Below are 16,805 nucleotides of genomic sequence, written 5' to 3'. Positions count from 1 at the left end.
CGGGTCATCGACCAGCGCCGTACCGAGGTTCAACGATGCGGGGGCGCAAGTGGCGACGGGCCGGCCGGGGAGTGTCCCCCGACCGACCCGCGGTCAACGCCACGCTGCGTTGGTCAGTGTTGGCCGAACGCGCCGTTCCGAGCGTCGGCGACGAAGGCGTTCCATTCCCCGGGGGCGAATACGAGGGCGGGACCTGTCTTGTCCTTCGAGTCCCGCACCCCGACCGCCCCGATCACGTAAGCTACCTCGACGCAGTTGTCACAGTTCGGCCCACTTTTTGAGCTCTTGAACCAGGTCGCCTGCGTCAGGTCCTCGGGGAACCTCTTGGTCGCCATTTCCACAACGGCTCCTCTGCCAGTTCTGCGATGTGTGCGATGGACTCCTCCGGTCGCCTGGCCGCTGCCCGAATCTGATCGAAGATGAAGTTGTACTTCTGTAGCTCGTCGCTCTTCTCCAGGAAGAGCCCACCCGTGGCGTTCTCCGCGTACACGACATCCGGATCAACCGAGTCGGGGAAACCGAGAATCGTGAAGGTCCCGTCCATGCCGGCGTGCGCTCCCACCTCGAAAGGCAGGATCTGCAGCGTCACGTTCGGCAGTTCGGCCACCTCCACCAGCCGTCTGAGCTGACCACGCATCACCGCGTCGCCGCCCACCGGCCGACTCAACACCGCCTCATCGAGCACCACCCACAGATCGACCGGATCGTCCTGGGTCAACAACGACTGACGGCCCAATCGGACACGCACCCGTTGTTGCACCTGATCGGGAGAGATGTCCGGACGGGCCGCCTGGATCATCGCACTGGCGTACTCCTCGGTCTCCAGCAGACCGGGCACGACCTGCTGTTCGTACGCCCGGATGGAACCGGCCGCCGCCTCCAGGCCGACGTACGCCCCGACGAGCACCGTGCTGTAGGGGTGCCACCAGCCCTTCTGCCGCGCCTCGCGGGCGATCTGCACCAGCTCGTCGCTCTCCGCGCCCACCACCCCGTAGATGCGGAGCATGTCCCGGACGTCACGCGGGGTCGCCGAGGTGTGACCGGTCTCGATCCGGGAGACCTTGGAGGCGGAGCACTCCAACTGCTCGGCGACCGCCTCTATGGTGATCCCGGCACCGTCGCGCAGCCGGCGCAGCTCGGCCCCGAGCCGGCGACGCCGGATGGTCGGGCTCCGCCGTTCGCTCATCGGGTCGCCCCGGGTCCTGTTGACGGGGAAAGCTGGTGCCTCGGGCCCACCCGGTTACCTCCGGTCGATCGCGCCCGCGTCCATTACCGCCAAGGGCGCGACCATGGGCGGCGGGCATCGTTCGCGGCAGGGGTGGAGCCCGGTCGCCGACCGGCCGCGGCGGGCGGAACCGGCGTCCAGTGTGCCGCCCCGGAGTCGGCGTGATCAAGCGCCCGGTTCACGTGTCGCACTCACGTATCGGCAAAAGTCGACGTGCAACTTGCATCCAGCACGACGCTGATGCAGTCTGTCCGTATGGTTCGAGTAACTCACCGCCTTCGACCGATCTCACCGAGTGATCATCACCGGGGGAGCGGACGGGCCGGCGGGCGCCCCGGACCAGTTGTGTCATCGAGACCTGCCTCGGGTTGATGACCCCACCGCTGCACGCCCGGAGGCTGCGGCGGTGGGAGCGGTAACACCCGTGAGCAGCCGGGTGATGGTCGGGTGGCGATCCACCACCAGCGGGTACGGCCCGACCAGCACCACACCGAGCACCGGCCCGCGAGGCACAACCCCGTCGCCGGACCCGCACCTCGTCCCCGTTCCGCACCGGCCGGCCCGCGACGCCGGCCATACCCTCCCAGGAGCCCATGTGCCTCCCCGCTCCGGTGACGTTCTGCACGTGACGCGTGCCGCCAGCGTGCAGTTCCTCAGGCCGATCACCTTCCGGGTGATCCGGGTGCTCGACTGGCCGACGTACGACGGTTGGCTCTGGCTTGACGGCTACCAGCTGAACGCGTCGGGAGACGCCGTCAGCCGCCGGTCGATCTTTGTCCAGCAGGCCGGGCTGACCCAGCTCCGGGCGGCGACCGTGCCCCGTCAGCACCCCGCCCGTTCGCGCCGGCCGGTCAACCGCGCACCGATCGCGGTGGGCTGACTCCCCGATTACCAGGTCGGAGGGCGTACCGCCGCCATAGACTCGGTACGCCCACCCCGGCGAACGTCTCCACCCCGCGCGTTCCGGCCCCTGAACCTGGGATGGCCATGGTCAATCTGCCCGCCGCGCGGCGGCACCACAGGTCCCGTATCCGATACGCCTTCGGACTGCTCGCCCTGATCGGCGCGGTCATCACCGTCGCGGTGGTGACCCACTACCCGGCCACATCGGCCACCCGGCTCGCCGAGCCGGTACCGGCGCCCGAGATCACCGTGGTCGGGCAGGGCGACCTCCCGGCCGGCGACCCCGCCGCGCCCACCGACCCCGGCTCCGCCGCAGCGGCCGACGCAGGTTCGGGCGCAGCGGCCGACGCCGCCGCCCGTGAACCGGCCGACCCTGGCCCCGGCGGACCGGCCGACGCCGCCGCCGGACCGACGGCCGACCCGAACGGCGCGCAGTCGGGGGCGGGCGGCGGCACGTCCACGCTCACCGAGCCCCGACGTCCCTCGGACGACCCGCAGACCGTCGCCCAGTCGCTCTTCTACTCCGGTCTGCTCGGGCTGGCCATCTCCCTGGCCGGTCTGGGTCTGGTGGGCACCCGACGCCGGATGTGGTGAGCCCCGACGGGCCCGGTGGGCACCAGACGGCAGGGTGGCGCGGCGACGGACGTCGACCCGGGCCGGCGGCGCAACCGTCACCCGGTGGGGCTGGCCGTCGGCGTGGCGGTGCCGGCCCCGGTCGGCGACGCCGTCGGCTCGGCGGCCACCACCAGGGTCACCTCGTCCCCCGGCGACACCAGTTCACCCTGCCCCGGGTCGGTGGACAGGACGGTGCCGGCCGGCCGGTCCGACTCCCGCGTCTGTACCCGGGCGGACAGGCCGAGTCGACCCAGCAGGTTCTCCGCGGTCTCCTGGGAGAGCCCGACCAGGGGTGGCACGGCGATGGCGGCGGGGCCGGTCGTCGGCGGGGTGGTCGGCGGAGTCGTCGGCGCTGCGGTGGTCGGCGCGCTCGTCGTCGGGGCACGGGTCGGGGCGGTCGTGGTCGGGGCGGTCGGCGGTGGGGTCGGTGTCTCGTCCGACGGGGAATCCGCCGCCCGCAGGGCCAGCCAGATCCCTGCTCCGACGAGCCCGAGCAGCAGCAACCCGAGGACGCCCAGCAGGATCGGCGTCCACCAGCGCCGGCCGCGCTGATCCTCGCCGTACCACTCGGCCGGCTCCCGGGGCTCGTCCGGACGCGGCGGTGGCACCCCGGCCCGCCCGGACCACACCGGCGAACCGGCCGGCCCGCCACCGACCGGCGGCAACGGACGGGTCGCGTCCGCCGGCTCCTGCCGGGCGGTGGCGTCGGGCGGCCCACCGGCCCCCGGTCGTGCCGGCGGCAGGGGACGGGTCGCGTCGTCGGCGGGTGGCTCCTGGCGGTCGTCGCTCATCGCACGTCCTCTCGCCACCTGGCGGGCGGTAGGCCCCGGATCCGGGGTCGGTCTCCCCGGCCGGCCAGACGGTCGTGGCCCTCGGCCCCCAACGTAACGGTCCGGGGCACCATCCACCGGGATGGACGCGACGACCCGCCCCCTACCCCGTCGGCGTCGCCTCGGCCGTCGGCGTCGGACCGTCACCGCAGGAGATCGCCACCGCGTCGTTCCAGTGCGCGGTCGCGTCGGCCGCCGGCACCTGGGCGGTGACCTCGCCCCGGTTCCCGGTCGGATACCGGGGGAACAGGCCGACGTCACCCAGCTCGTCAGCCGCGTCCGAACAGTCCTCGCCGACCAGGTCCGGCACCTCGACCTCGGGGGCCGGCCCGCTGACCTCGACCCGCACCGTGGTGCCCGGCCGGACCGAGGTGTCCTGGGCGGGCACGGTACGGACCACCGTCCGCCCGGAGCCGGTGCCGAAGACCAGCCGCCAGCCGAGCTTGCGGTCATGCAGTTCGTCGCGCGCCTTCTCGAAATCGAGACCGACCAGCCGGGGCACGGTCAGGCCACCCTTGGTTGCGGCGGGCGGCGGGGGCGTCGTGGCCCGCGCGGTGGTCGGCGGGACGGTGGTCGGTGCGGCGGACGGGCTCGCCGGTCCGGGGCCCGCCGCCGGGTTGGCCCCCGTGTCGGGGGTACCGGGGTCGGCCAGCACCCACCCGACGGTGCCACCGACGGCGGCCAGCAGCACCGTCGCCAGGGTGCCGCCGAGCAGCAGCCTGCCCCGGCCGGGCCGGTCGCGTTCCGTAGTGTCCTGTTCGGTGTACTCGTCGTCCATGCCGCTCCCGCCTCGTCCCCGAGACGGTACCGGCCGCTGCCCACCGGTCACCGGCCGTGCTCCGCCGCTCGTCCGACTCGCCGCCCCGACCAGGGGACGCTACAGTCCCGGCATGGCGGGACGGAGCTGGGGAGGATCGGTGCTCACGGCGGTGGGCGTCGCCGCCGGCGTGGGTGCCGCGCAACTGGGCTTCGGCTACGGCCTGGGCATCATCAACTGGGCACCGGTCGACGTCGGGGCCACCGAGCCGTCCTGGTTCGCCAGTCTCGCCTGGGCGACCTGGATCGCCGCCGTCTCCACCGTCGGCGGGGCGGTCTGCGCCCAGCGGCTGCACGAACGCGGTACGGACGTCGAGACCGGCGGCGCCCTGCACCGGGTCACCCTCGCGGTGGCGGGCGCGGTCGGCGCGTTGATCACCGTGCTGCTGGTCGCGGTGCCGTCCCGGGCCGCCTCCGTGCCGGACACCTTCTCGCCGCAGACCGTCGCGGCCGGATACGCCGGGGTCGGCGTACTCATCGGGCTGGTGGTGGCGGTGTGGACGCTGCACTCCCGGGCCGCGGCGACGAACGTGACCGCCACCGTCGGCTGGCTCTGGTTGCTGGCCGTGGTCTCCGTCGTCGACGGGGTGCTCGCCGGACGGGGGCTGACCAGCGCCCAACTCGGCATCTGGCAGATCGCCCAGGACAGCCCCCGCTTCTGGTTGCGGGACCACCTCTACTGGCCGGGAGCTTTGCTCGCCCTCGGCTCGGCGCTGCTGATCGGCGCGTTGGCCGCCCGGCGGGCCGCCCGTAGGGCGGAGCTGCGACTCGGTGCGGTGGTCTCCGGTGCCGCCGGCCCGCTGCTCGTCGCCGTCGCCTACTTCCTCGCCGTCCCCCGGCTGGCCACGATCTCGCCGGCCCAGGTCTCGGCCCACCTCGTCGCGCCGTACGCGGTCATCGTCGGGGCGGCCGGGTCGGTGCTGGTGGCCTCGCTCGCCCAGCGGGCCGAGCGGCGTGCCGCCGCGCGGACGGCATCCGTACCGCACCCCCGCACCGGCGAGCTGGACGACCGGCCGGCCGACACCCATCCGGTCCCACCGTCCGATCCGGACGCCCGCGCCGACGTGGACGCCCCTACGGACCTGGGCGTCCCTGCGGACCTGCACGCGCGGGCCAACCAGGACGCCCGCACCGACGTGGGCGCTCGGGCCGACGTGGGCGCCCGTGTCGACCCGGACACCCGTGCTGATCCCACGGCCGCCCCGGCGGACCCCCCGGCCACCCCGACCGACGCCCCGGGTGGGGAGCCGACGCCCTCGGCGGTGGGACGGGCCCGGCCGGTCCGCCGGGGTCGGGCCGCCCCGACGGCTCCGCCGGCCGGTGGGCTGCCAGCCGGTGGGTCTCCGACCGGCGGGTTGCCGGCCAGTGGGTCTCCGGAGCAGGACCCCGGGTCGCCGGCCAGCCTGCCGGCGGACCCACCCGCCGTGCCCCGGCCCCGCCCCGGACGCCGCACCCCCTGACCTTCCCGGATGCCGGCCCTCTCCGGGCCGCGTCTCGCCCGGCCCTCCGACTCGTCGGGCACCGCCCTCCCGCGTCGGCGGCACACACCCATCCGGCGTCGCGACACACCGTCAGGCGAAGCAGGTATGACATTGCGGCATGAATATGCCAGCCAGGCATACGCCCTTCGCGGTAAACGGTCTCCGCCGACCCGCCGTCGCCGACCTGGGCAACGCTGCGTCGAGGGAAGGGCGGAAGGGGTGGGGCAGGGCGGAAGGGGTGGGGCAGGGCGGAAAAGGGCAGGCGGGATGAAGGGGGTCAGTCGACCGGCCAGGTGTGCACCGGCTCGTTACTGCGTTGCAGCTCGGCGTACCGGTTGGCCATGTGGTGCAGCGCCGCGTCCCGGTCCAGGTTGCGGTGCCGTTGCGCGGCCCACACCGTCTCGGTCTGCCAGACCGCGCCGTTGCGGCCGGTACGGCAGCGCTGCTCGATGATGCCGAGCAGGCGGTCCCGCTCGGTGGGGGCGACACCGAACCGGTCCAACCCGACGGCCGCCTTCGGCAGCAGGGTGTCGAGGACCAGCTTGGTGACCGGCACCTCGCCGAGCCGGGGCCAGTGCAGCACCGCGTCCATGCCCCGTCGGGCGGCGGCGTGGAAGTTCTCCTCGGCGGAGCTGAAGGTGAGCTGGCTCCAGATCGGCCGGTCCGACTCGGCCAGCCCGCGCGCCAACCCGAAGTAGAAGGCGGCGTTGGCCAGCATGTCGACCACGGTCGGGCCGGCCGGCAGGACCCGGTTCTCCACCCGCAGGTGCGGACGGCCGTTCATGATGTCGTACACCGGGCGGTTCCAGCGGTAGACGGTGCCGTTGTGCAACCGCAGCTCGGACAGCTGCGGGACGCCGCCACCGTGCAGCACCTCGACCGGGTCCTCGTCGGCGCAGATCGGCAGCAGTGGCGGGAAGTACCTGACGTTCTCCTCGAACAGGTCGAAGATCGAGGTGATCCAGCGTTCACCGAACCACACCCGGGGGCGTACCCCCTGGGCCTTCAGCTCGTCCGGGCGGGTATCGGTGGCCTGCTGGAACAGCGCGATCCGGGTTTCGGCCCACAGTTGCCGGCCGTAGAGGAACGGCGAGTTCGCGCCCACCGCGACCTGGACACCGGCGATGGCCTGGGAGGCGTTCCAGTAGTCGGCGAAGCTGTCCGGGGCCACCTGGAGGTGGAACTGGAGGCTGGTGCAGGCGGCCTCGGGGACGATCGAGTCGGTGTGCGTCCGGAGCTGCTCCACCCCCCGGATGTCCAGCTCGATGTCCTCGCCCCGGGCACCGACGATCTGGTCGTTGAGCACCCGGTAGCGCTCGTTGGTGGAGAGGTTGTCGGCCACCAGGTGCTGCTCGGTCAGGGTGGGCAGGATGCCGACCATGACGATCCGGGCGTCCGACTTGGCCGCCCGCTCGTCGGCCCGGTCCAGGCTGCTGCGCAGGTCGGTCTCGTAGTTGGCGAACCCGGCCCCCTCGATCAGCCGGGGTGCCGCGTTCAGCTCCAGGTTGAACTGTCCCAGCTCGGTCTGGAAGAGCGGGTCGGCGATCGCGGCGAGGATCTCGTCGTTGCGCATCGCCGGTTCGGCGTCCGGGTCCATCAGGTTGAGCTCGATCTCCAGGCCGGTCATCGGCCGGTCGGCGTCGAAGCCGAAGTCGTCGAGCATCAACGCGAAGACGTCCAGGCACCGCCGTACCTTCTGCCGGTAGCGGATCCGGTCCTCCCGGGAGAAGGCGCCCTGCTCGACGTCCCTACCCATTGTTTCCTCCCGGCGTGAGACGCCCGGGACGGTGAGCGTCCCGGTGCGCAGTGTGAACCACAACGGTAAGAGCGCCCACGCGCCGGGGCCAGTGCCCACCGGGTATGCGCTTGCCGCCTTCTCTACCCCGCCGCCGTCGCCCCGGCACCGGGAAGCGCCGTCGCCGGTCAGTGACAATCCACACCCGTACGCGTCGGGCCCCCGCTCGTGGAGAGCGGGGGCCCGGGAACGGGGTGGCTCAGGCCTGCCGGATGGCCTCGCCCTCGATCTCGATCTTGATCTTCTTGCCGACCAGCACGCCACCGGTCTCCAGGGCGACGTTCCAGGTCAGGCCGAATTCCTCACGGTCGATCTCGGTGCTGGCGGTGAAGCCGAACACGTCGGTGCCGAACGGGGTGCGGCCGACGCCCTCGAACTCGACCTCCAGCTCGACCTGACGGGTGACACCCTTGATGGTCAGGTCACCGAGCAGGACGAACTCGTTGCCGTCGTGCGACTTCACGGCGGTGCTGCGGTACTCCAGCGTCGGGAACTGCTCGACGTCGAGGAACTCGGGGCTGCGCAGGTGGCCGTCCCGGTCCGCCTGGGCGGTGTTGATGCTGGCCGCCTGGATGGTGGCGGTGACCGCGGACTGCAACGGGTCCTCGGCGACGGTGATGGTGGCGGTCGCGTCGGCGAACTCGCCGCGTACCTTGCTGACCATCATGTGCCGGGCGACGAAGCCCACCCGCTTGTGCGCGGCGTCCAGCAGGTAGGTGCCGGCGGCGGGAATGGTCAGGCCGTCCCAGTCGCGGGTAACCGACTCGGTGCTGGTCATGTAACTGCCCTCCGGGGAAGATTGTTTAGTAGCCCAACGACTGCCTGAGCAACTATAGCCACAGCAATATTCCCCGTGTCAAGCACTGTTAGGATGGTCTGGTGAACGAAAACGTGTTCGACGACCCCCGGATCACCGCCGTCGGCCTCCTGGTCGAGGCGCACGCCGGGCTCACCGCCCGGTTCACCGCGCAGTACGAGGAGCACGACCTCTCCGCAGTCGAGTTCGAGGTGCTGATGCGCCTGGCCCGCTCGCCGGGCAACCAGCTGCGGATGACCGACCTCGCCGCCCAGACCTCCCTGTCCACCAGCGGCGTCACCCGGGTGGTGGACCGGATGGAACGCGACGGGCTGCTCCGCCGTCGCGCCTGCCCGTCCGACCGGCGCAGCTCGTACGCGGTGGTCACGCCGGCCGGCATGCAGCGGCTGGACGAGACCCTGCCGGGTCACCTGCGGATCATCGAGCAGTGGTTCACCGGCCAGCTCGAACCCGAGACCCTGGCCGCGATGCTGGACGGGCTGCGCCGGGTACGCGACGCCGTCCACCCGGGGGCGACGGCCGGCAGCACCGACCAGGCACCCACCGACGAGCCGGCGTCCGCCTGCTGACCCGCCCACAGGGACCCGGGCGACCCACCGGCAGAAAAAGCGGCAGAACCCGTCCGACCCACCGGACGCACACTCGCCGATCCCCACAAATCGGATGTCCCGGCTGGCTAGCCTTCATCGCGCGGGGGGAGCACCGGGGGGTGCCGGCGCGAGCGATTGAGCGAGGGGTTTGACCAGGGGGCTTGTTCGCTCGCGCCACCCCCGCACCTCGACCGACGGGCTTTCCTGCGCCTCGGCCGACGGGCGTTCCCACACCTAGGCCAGCAGGTTCTCCTCCTCCGGTAGCAGCCGGATGCCGCTGCGCCGGCACACCTGCGCCAACCGCTGCCGCACCTCGGCGGAACCGGTGCTCGCGGCCAGCCCGACCAGCGCCTCGATCACGTCCCGTCGGTCCTGACCGAGCTCCCCGGCGGCGACCGCCACCGCGAACCACTCCGCAGCCAGCTCCCGGTCCCCCCGGTGCAGCGCCATCGTGCCCTCGATCAACGCGCACACCCCCTCCTCCGCCCGGACCGGCCCACCCCCGGCCGGACGACCCACCACCGTCCCCGCTTCCGCCGCCGTCCGGGTCCCGGACGGGCCCGGACGACCGTCGCAGCGCAGCTCGGCCAGGACCTCGGCCGCCTCGTCCACCCGGCCCGACCGGGCCAGCGCCAGGCCCACCGTGCCGAGCACCCGCCGTCGGTGCCCCGGGTCCCCCACCCCGACCAAAGCGGCGACCACCCGCCGACCCTGCTCCACCGCGTCGCCGTGCCGGCCCTCCAACCGGGCCACCTCGGCCAGGTCGGCGCGGGCCAGCAGGCGCAGCCGGGGCTCCCCGCACTGGGCCGCCAGCCGGTCCACCGCGGCAAGTCGACGTCGGGCGGCCGGCAGGTCACCGAGGCGGATCTCGTGCCAGGTCAGCTGGTGCTGGGCGACGGCCATGTCCCGGGTCCGGCCGTGCCGGGTGGCCAGGGTCAGCACCGCGTGCGCCTGTTCGGCCGCCTCGTCGTAGCCCCCGGTGGCGACCAGCAGGGTGCCGAGCACGATCCGTGCCGTCAGTTCACCGGCCACGTCGGCCCGGCCGGCGAGCACCACGAGCGCGGCGCGGGCGGCGGACAGTTCCTGTGCCGCAGCGCCGTGCTCGGCGGCGAGCCGGGCCACCCCGAGCAGCGCCCACGCCCGCAGGACCGGATCGGCATCGGCGGTACGCGGGTCCGCGAGCAGCCGCCGCAGCCACTGCCGACCGCTGACGTCCCGCCCCCGCATCCGCCACCAGCGGGTCAGTCGGGCCGCCAACCGCAGCGCGGTGACCGGGTCGTCCCCGGCGGCGTGCGCCAGGGCCGCGCCGATGTCCCCGGTCGCCTCGTCGAGCCGGCGGGCGGCCGCGGGCTGTCGCGCGCCGACCAGATCCGGCGCGGTACGGGTCACCAGCCGGGTGATCACCACCGCGTGCCGGCGTCGTACGGCGGTCAACTCCCCCCGGCCGGCGGCCTGCTCGACGGCGTACTCGCGGACCGCGTCGAGCAGGCGGAACCGCAGCGACCCGGTACCCCGGACGCTGAGCAGGCCCAACTCGACCAGCCGGTCGAGCAGGGGCACCGGATCGACCACCGTCGCCGGATCCGGGTCGACGTCGTCGGCGAGCAGCTCCTCGGCCAGCTCCACCGACCACCGGTTGGCGAAGACCGAGAGTCGACGCAGGGCGGCCTGTTCGCCGTCGTCGAGCAGCCGGTAGCTGGTGGCCACCGCCTCCCGCAGGGTCACCGCCACCGCCGTGCGGGCCGGTTCGCCGGTACGACCCGATGGCGCGGCCTCCCAACCCCGCCCGCCGAGTTCCGGGCCGGCCAGGTCGAGCACCCGGTCGCCGTACCGGTCGAGCAGTTCGGGCAGGTCGAGAATCCGCCCACGGGCCGCCATCAGCTCGATCGCCAACGGCAGGCCGTCGAGCCGGCGTACCAGCGCGGTGAGGGCGGGCAGCTCGTCGGGGCCGGGCGGTTCGGGGCGGACCCGGGTCAGTCGGGTGGTGAACAGGGCCGCCGCCGGCCAGCGGGCCAGCTCGGCCGGGTCGACCACGTCGGCCGGGGGCACCTCCAGCGGGGCCACCGGGCGGACGAGTTCACCGGGGATGCCGACCGGGTGTCGTCCGGTCACCACCACCCGCAGGGTGGGTACCGCCGCGACGAGCAGGTGCAGCACCTCGGCCACCGGGTCGGGGGCCCGCTCGACCGCGTCGACCAGCAGCAGCGCCGGGCAGCCCCGGAGCCGGGCGGCCAACTCGGCGAGCCGGGCCGCGCCGAGCACCGCGCAGGCCGCGGAGAGCACGTCGTTGCCGTCGGAGCCGGTGCCGACCAGCACGCCGGCCACCCCGCCGGGGTGGGCGTGCGCCACCGCGTGCGCCACGGCCAGGGCGAGCGCGGTCTTGCCCACCCCGGCCAGGCCGACCAGGCTCAGCACCGGGGGCCAGCCGTCGCCGGTGAGCAGCCCGGTCAGCTCGGTCAGCTCCCGTTCCCGGCCGATCAGCTCGACCGCCGGGGGGAGCGCCATCGGCGTACCCGGCAGGTCGAGGTCCCGCAGGACGGTGCCGACGACAGGTCGGTGCGGCGGGCCGCCGCCACCCGGGTCGGTCGGGGCGGGGAGGGCCTGGCCACGGGCGCTGGCCAGGAAGCCGGCCCGGGCCTGGCCGGTCAGGCCGAGCGCCCCGGCGATCAGCTCGGTGGTGGTGCGTTGCGGCCGGTGCGACCGGCCGCGTTCCAGGTCACGGACCGTCCGCACGCCGACCCCGGCCCGCTGCGCCAGGTCGACCTGGGTGAGACCGGCGGCCAGGCGGTGGGACCGCACCAGCTCCCCGATCGGGGTACGACCACCCACGCCGGGCGAGTGATCATGATCCGGGGTCATGGGCAGGAAGGGTACGGTCGGGATACGACGCCGGGCAGCCCTTCGTCGGCCTACTGACGAAGGGCTGCGGATACCCGACAAACCGCTGTCGCCACGCGGTGCCCCACCCGCCCGGGCGGGACGGTCACATGCCCAGGTCGCGGGCGATGATCATCCGCTGCACCTCGGAGGTGCCCTCCCCGATCTCCAGGATCTTGGAGTCCCGCCAGAACCGGGCCACCGGGTACTCGTTCATGAAGCCGTAGCCGCCGTGGATCTGGGTGGCCTCCCGGGCGTTGTCCACCGCGACGGTGCTGGCGTGCAGCTTGGCGATCGCCGCCTGCCGCTTGAACGGCTCACCGGCGAGCATCCGCGCGGCGGCGTCGTAGTAGGCCAGCCGGGCGGTGTGCGCCTTCAGCTCCATGTCGGCGATCTTGAACTGGATGGCCTGGTAGTTGCCGATCGGCTGGCCGAACGCCTGGCGCTCCTTCGCGTACTTCACCGACTCGTCGACGCAGCCCTGGGCGAGGCCGACGGCCAGCGCGGCGATGGCGATCCGCCCCTCGTCGAGGATCCGCAGGAACTGGGCGAAGCCCCGACCCCGCGCGCCGAGCAGGTTCCCGGCCGGCACCCGGCAGTCGTCGAAGGTCAGCTCGTGGGTGTCCGAGGCGTTCCACCCCACCTTCGAGTACCCCGGCGCGACGGTGAAGCCGGGTGTCCCCGACGGCACGATGATGGTGGACAGCTCCTTCGAGCCGTCCGGGTTGGTGCCGGTGACCGCGGTGACGGTGACCAGCGCGGTGATGTCGGTGCCCGAGTTGGTGATGAACGCCTTCGACCCGTTGATCACCCACTCGTCGCCGTCCAGGACGGCCCGCGTCTGGGTGCCGCCCGCGTCCGAGCCGGTGCCCGGCTCGGTGAGCCCGAACCCCGCGAGAGCCTCGCCGCTGAGCAGCCTCGGCAGCCACCGGGCCTTCTGTTCGTCGGTGCCGAACCGGTGGATCGGCATCGCGCCGAGGGAGACCGCCGCCTCCAGGGTGATCGCCACGCTGGAGTCGACCCGGGCCAACTCCTCCAGGGCCAGGCAGAGCGCGAAGTAGTCGCCGCCCATGCCGCCGTGCTCCTCGGGGAAGGGCAGACCGAACAGCCCCATCTTGCCCATCTGCCGGACGATCTCGTACGGGAAGGTGTGCCGCTCGTAGTGTTCGGCGATCACCGGGGCGACGGCGTCGCGGGCGAAGTCCCGCACGCTCTCCCGCAGCGCCTCGTGCTCCTCGCTGAGCCGGAAGTCCATCGGTTCCTCCTGTGCGGGTGCCTCCCCCGGACGCTCGTGACGCCGGGGACGGCGGATCGGCTGGACGACCGGTCGGTCCCGGTCGACGGCGGTGGCGGTGGCCCGGCGGTCAGTGACCGGGCGGTCCGGTGCCGACCGGTGTGGTCGGGGCGGCGGTTCGTGTTGCGGGCGGCGGGTCAGGCGGGTCACCGGCGGCGGTCGGTCAGACCGGGGTGACACCGTGCCGGCGGCGGGAGAAGTGCCGGTCCTTGCTGCGGGCGGCGGTGAACCGGCGGACCAGTTCGGCGCGCAGCTCGTGCGGTTCGACGATCGTGTCGATCACCAGCTCACTGGCGAGGCGTACCACGTCGATGTCCCGCTCGTACTCGGCCCGCTTGGCGGCGACGAACGCGGCCCGCTCGGCCTCGTCGGGGATCGCGGCGATCTTGTTGGCGTAGACGGCGTTGACGGCCGCCTCGGCACCCATCACCGCGATCTTCGCGGTGGGCAGGGCGATCGTCGCGTCCGGCTCGAAGCCGGGGCCGGCCATCGCGTACAGGCCCGCGCCGTACGCCTTGCGCACCACCACACAGATCTTGGGTACGGTCGCCTCGGAGATCGCGGTGATCATCTTGGCCCCGTGCCGGATGATGCCCTGCTTCTCCACCGCGCTGCCGACCATGAACCCGGGCACGTCGCTCAGGAACAGCAGCGGCACGTTGAACGCGTCGCAGAGCTGCACGAACCGGGTCGCCTTGTCGGCCGAGTCGACGAAGAGCACCCCGCCCTTGAACATCGAGTTGTTGCCGACCACGCCGACGACCTCGCCGTTGAGCCGGCCGAACCCGATGGTCAGCTCCCTGGCCCAGAGTGCCTGGATCTCGAAGAACGAGCCGTCGTCGAGCAGGCCCTTGACGTACCGGCGCATGTCGAACGCCTGCCGCTCGCTGGCCGGCACCAGCGCGGCCAGGTCGGCCTTGGCGGGCGCGGCGACGGCCGGCGCGGCCGGCGGTTGCTGCTGCCAGTTCGACGGCAGGTAGGACAGGTAGTCCCGCACCACGTCGAGCGCGTCGGCCTCGGTCCTGCACAGGAAGTGCCCGACGCCGGACTCGGCGCAGTGCACCCGGGCCCCACCCATCGCCTCCAGGGTGGTCTTCTCCCCGGTGACCATCTCGACCATCCGGTCGGAGCCGAGGTACATGCTGGCGTTGCCCTCGACCATGGCCACCACGTCGCAGAACGCCGGGATGTACGCCCCACCGGCGGCGCTCGGCCCGAACAACGCGCAGACCTGCGGGATCGCCCCGGAGGCGCGGACCTGGTTCCAGAAGATCTTGCCGGCGCCGCGGGGGCCGGGGAAGAGGTCGACCTGGTCGGTGATCCGGGCGCCGGCCGAGTCGACCAGGTAGACCATCGGCACGCCTGTCGAGTAGGCCCGCTCGATGATCCGGATGATCTTCTCGACGGTGCGCGCGCCCCAGCTGCCGGCCTTGACCGTGGAGTCGTTGGCCATCAGGCAGACGGGCCGGCCGTCGATGGTGGCGGTGCCGGTGACCACGCCGTCGGCGGGCAGCCCCTCGGCCAGTGCGTTGGCATAGAGGCCGTCCTCGACGAACGAGCCCTCGTCGACCAGGATGGCGACCCGCTCCCGGGCGAAGAGCTTGCCCTTGCCGGCGTTCGCCGCATGGTATTTGTCGGCCCCGCCGGAGCGGGCGCGCTTGCGCAGCTGCTCCAGTGCCGCACCGTCGAGCGTCACGCCGACCCCCTCGCCCGCGCCCCGTGGACGCGCCCGACCGCCACCCGCGCCGTCGGCGTCGTGGACGCGCCGACCAGCCTGAACGATCGTTAGGCTAGCGCATCCGGGCCTCACCCGACCACCCGACCGACTTCCGCTCTGGATATTGATACTCAACTATCGATGTGGCTACGCTCCAGACACCCCCTCCGGATTGGAGTGAGTCATGAACTCACGCATCAAGCGCCTCGCCGTCGCCGCCCTGGCGACGGCGACGGCGACCCTCGGCCTCACGGTCGCCAACCCCGCGCCCGCCTCCGCCGCGATGACCATCTGCTACAACACCAGCCAGGCGCCCAGCTACGCGGGCATCGCCAACCAGGCCGCGTCGATCTGGAACAACGCCACCAACAACCTGACGCTCACCGCGAACTGCGGCACCAACCTGCGGATCTACCAGATCACCGGCGGCGGCTCGTACGCCCAGCGCACCAGCCTCGGCAACGGCCGGGTCTACATCGACACCCAGCAGGCCGCCCAGTACAGCCCGCTGCGGATCATGACCCACGAGATCGGGCACATCCTCGGCCTGCCCGACAACTACAACGGCAACTGCGCGATCCTGATGTCGGGCGGCAGCGCCGGCACGAGCTGCACCAACCCGTACCCGAGCACCACCGAGGCGAACCGGGTCAGCAGCCTGTTCGCCGGTACCCTCAGCGCCAACGACCGCCGCAGCAGCACCGGCAGCCAGGTCTTCAAGGACAGCTGGCCGGGCCTGCTCACCGTGGGCTGACCCAGCGGACGATCCGACGGAGGGGCCGGCACCACGCCGGCCCCTCCCCGTCGCGGTCAGGGCCGGGCGGTCAACCGGGTACGCGGGCCGGCCCGCAGCACCCCCGACGGCAACCGCTTGCCGAGCAGCTCCTCGGCCAACTCCGCCACCCCGATCAGGGCGTCCAGGTCGATGCCGGTGTCGATGCCCATGTCGTGCAGCATGTGCACCGCCTCCTCGGTGGCCAGGTTCCCGCTCGCCCCCGGCGCGTACGGGCAGCCGCCGAGGCCGCCGACGCTGGCGTCGAACTCGGTGATCCCCAACTCCAGGGCGGTCAGCAGGTTCGCCAGCGCGGTACCCCGGGTGTTGTGGAAGTGCAGCAGCACCGGCACGTCAGGCTCCCGGTCGCGGACGGCGGTGACCAGCTCGCGGACCCGCCGGGGCGTACCCATGCCGGTGGTGTCGCCGAACGCGACCCGGTCGGCGCCGTCGCGGACCACCCGCTCGACGATCCCCGCGACCCGCCCCGGATCGACGTCCCCCTCGTACGGGCAGCCGAAGCTGGTCGCCACGATCACCTCGGCCCGCGCGCCCGCCGAGTGCAGCAGGTCGATCAGCTCGGCGATGTCGTCGAGCGACTCGTCGGTGGAGCGGTTGACGTTGCGCCGGTTGTGCGTGTCGCTGGCCGAGACCACCACCTCGATCTCGGTGAAACCGGCGGCCAGGGCCCGCTCGGCACCCCGGGTGTTGGGCACCAGCGCCGAGTAACGCACCCCGTCGACCTTCCCGGCCTGCCGCCACACCTCGTCGGCGTCGGCCATCTGCGGGATCGCCCTGGGGTGCACGAACGACACCGCCTCGATCCGACGGACCCCGGTGCCGGAGAGCGCGTCGAGCAACCGCACCTTGGCCCCGGTGGGGATCGGCTCCTCGTTCTGGAGCCCGTCGCGCGGCCCGACCTCCCGGATCGACACCGCCGCTGGCATCTGACTCATGGTCACCTCGCTGTGACATCGGGTCGCCGGGGGGTCGTCCCGGGCCGCCGCCCCTCGTGGGAACGACGACCGGCGACGCCGGACGACCGGTGGTCCCTCCAGGGAACACCACGCCTG

The 16,805-nt window shown here is 73.0% G+C and carries 14 protein-coding genes and 1 pseudogene; 5 read left to right on the top strand and 10 right to left on the bottom strand.

The genetic code is table 11. The features are described from left to right. Nucleotides 1–113 precede the first annotated feature (113 nt). Complete coding sequence (locus tag JQN83_RS01660; protein ID WP_091253343.1) at nucleotides 114–335, bottom strand: DUF397 domain-containing protein; 222 nt, start codon at nucleotides 333–335, stop codon at nucleotides 114–116. Further along, a complete protein-coding gene (locus JQN83_RS01655) occupies nucleotides 305–1,186 on the bottom strand; it encodes a helix-turn-helix domain-containing protein (protein WP_208565222.1) in 882 nt (293 codons plus the stop codon). The genes JQN83_RS01660 and JQN83_RS01655 overlap by 31 nt, the downstream gene beginning before the upstream one ends. A 634-nt stretch (nucleotides 1,187–1,820) precedes the next feature. Here JQN83_RS01655 and JQN83_RS01650 point away from each other — a divergent pair. Together JQN83_RS01650 and JQN83_RS01645 are read left to right on the top strand one after the other, a co-directional pair. Continuing rightward, nucleotides 1,821–2,105, top strand: a complete 285-nt coding sequence (locus tag JQN83_RS01650) for a hypothetical protein (RefSeq protein WP_208565221.1) — start codon at nucleotides 1,821–1,823, stop codon at nucleotides 2,103–2,105. Nucleotides 2,106–2,206: 101 nt separating this feature from the next. Then, a complete protein-coding gene (locus JQN83_RS01645) occupies nucleotides 2,207–2,722 on the top strand; it encodes a hypothetical protein (RefSeq protein ID WP_208565220.1) in 516 nt (171 codons plus the stop codon). A 77-nt stretch (nucleotides 2,723–2,799) separates the two neighbouring features. Here the strand turns inward: JQN83_RS01645 and JQN83_RS01640 are convergent, their stop codons facing one another. Beyond that, nucleotides 2,800–3,534 carry a PASTA domain-containing protein gene (locus JQN83_RS01640; RefSeq protein WP_208565219.1) on the bottom strand — a complete coding sequence of 245 codons (735 nt, stop codon included), beginning with the start codon at nucleotides 3,532–3,534 and terminating at the stop codon, nucleotides 2,800–2,802. Between the two features lie 142 nt (nucleotides 3,535–3,676). Next, on the bottom strand, nucleotides 3,677–4,351 hold the full coding sequence (locus JQN83_RS01635) for a PASTA domain-containing protein (protein ID WP_208565218.1): 675 nt from the start codon (nucleotides 4,349–4,351) through the stop codon (nucleotides 3,677–3,679). Nucleotides 4,352–4,463: 112 nt separating this feature from the next. Here JQN83_RS01635 and JQN83_RS32695 point away from each other — a divergent pair. Further along, nucleotides 4,464–5,627, top strand: a pseudogene (locus tag JQN83_RS32695) (hypothetical protein); the annotation flags it as partial. 520 nt (nucleotides 5,628–6,147) lie between these two features. On the opposite strand, the gene JQN83_RS01625 reads toward JQN83_RS32695, so the two are convergent. Together JQN83_RS01625 and JQN83_RS01620 are read right to left on the bottom strand one after the other, a co-directional pair. After that, entirely contained in the window at nucleotides 6,148–7,626 is a 1,479-nt protein-coding gene (locus JQN83_RS01625; RefSeq protein WP_208565217.1) for a glutamate-cysteine ligase family protein, read from the bottom strand. A 238-nt stretch (nucleotides 7,627–7,864) separates the two neighbouring features. Further along, nucleotides 7,865–8,443: a YceI family protein gene (locus JQN83_RS01620; protein ID WP_208565216.1), complete on the bottom strand. Its 579-nt coding sequence runs from the start codon at nucleotides 8,441–8,443 to the stop codon at nucleotides 7,865–7,867. Between the two features lie 101 nt (nucleotides 8,444–8,544). Here JQN83_RS01620 and JQN83_RS01615 point away from each other — a divergent pair, with 101 nt between their 5' ends. Further along, a complete protein-coding gene (locus JQN83_RS01615; protein WP_208565215.1) occupies nucleotides 8,545–9,051 on the top strand; it encodes a MarR family winged helix-turn-helix transcriptional regulator in 507 nt (168 codons plus the stop codon). A gap of 255 nt (nucleotides 9,052–9,306) precedes the next feature. Here JQN83_RS01615 and JQN83_RS01610 read toward each other — a convergent pair whose 3' ends face one another. The 3 genes from JQN83_RS01610 to JQN83_RS01600 form a co-directional block, all read right to left on the bottom strand. After that, nucleotides 9,307–11,931 carry an ATP-binding protein gene (locus tag JQN83_RS01610; RefSeq protein ID WP_208565214.1) on the bottom strand — a complete coding sequence of 875 codons (2,625 nt, stop codon included), beginning with the start codon at nucleotides 11,929–11,931 and terminating at the stop codon, nucleotides 9,307–9,309. A gap of 124 nt (nucleotides 11,932–12,055) precedes the next feature. Continuing rightward, on the bottom strand, nucleotides 12,056–13,204 hold the full coding sequence (locus JQN83_RS01605; RefSeq protein WP_208565213.1) for an acyl-CoA dehydrogenase family protein: 1,149 nt from the start codon (nucleotides 13,202–13,204) through the stop codon (nucleotides 12,056–12,058). Nucleotides 13,205–13,406: 202 nt separating this feature from the next. Further along, nucleotides 13,407–14,939, bottom strand: coding sequence for an acyl-CoA carboxylase subunit beta (locus JQN83_RS01600; RefSeq protein ID WP_208565212.1), 1,533 nt, complete (start codon nucleotides 14,937–14,939; stop codon nucleotides 13,407–13,409). A 205-nt stretch (nucleotides 14,940–15,144) separates the two neighbouring features. Between JQN83_RS01600 and JQN83_RS01595 the strand changes: the two genes are divergently transcribed. Next, a complete protein-coding gene (locus tag JQN83_RS01595; RefSeq protein ID WP_208565211.1) occupies nucleotides 15,145–15,714 on the top strand; it encodes a snapalysin family zinc-dependent metalloprotease in 570 nt (189 codons plus the stop codon). A 56-nt stretch (nucleotides 15,715–15,770) separates the two neighbouring features. On the opposite strand, the gene JQN83_RS01590 is transcribed toward JQN83_RS01595, so the two are convergent. Further along, a complete protein-coding gene (locus JQN83_RS01590) occupies nucleotides 15,771–16,688 on the bottom strand; it encodes a hydroxymethylglutaryl-CoA lyase (protein ID WP_372443950.1) in 918 nt (305 codons plus the stop codon). Nucleotides 16,689–16,805 lie beyond the last annotated feature (117 nt).

Source organism: Micromonospora antibiotica, from assembly GCF_017599305.1.
GTDB lineage: Bacteria > Actinomycetota > Actinomycetes > Mycobacteriales > Micromonosporaceae > Micromonospora > Micromonospora antibiotica.
The sequence above is the reverse complement of the archived record's forward strand: the minus strand, read 5'-3'. Positions and strand labels throughout refer to the sequence as shown.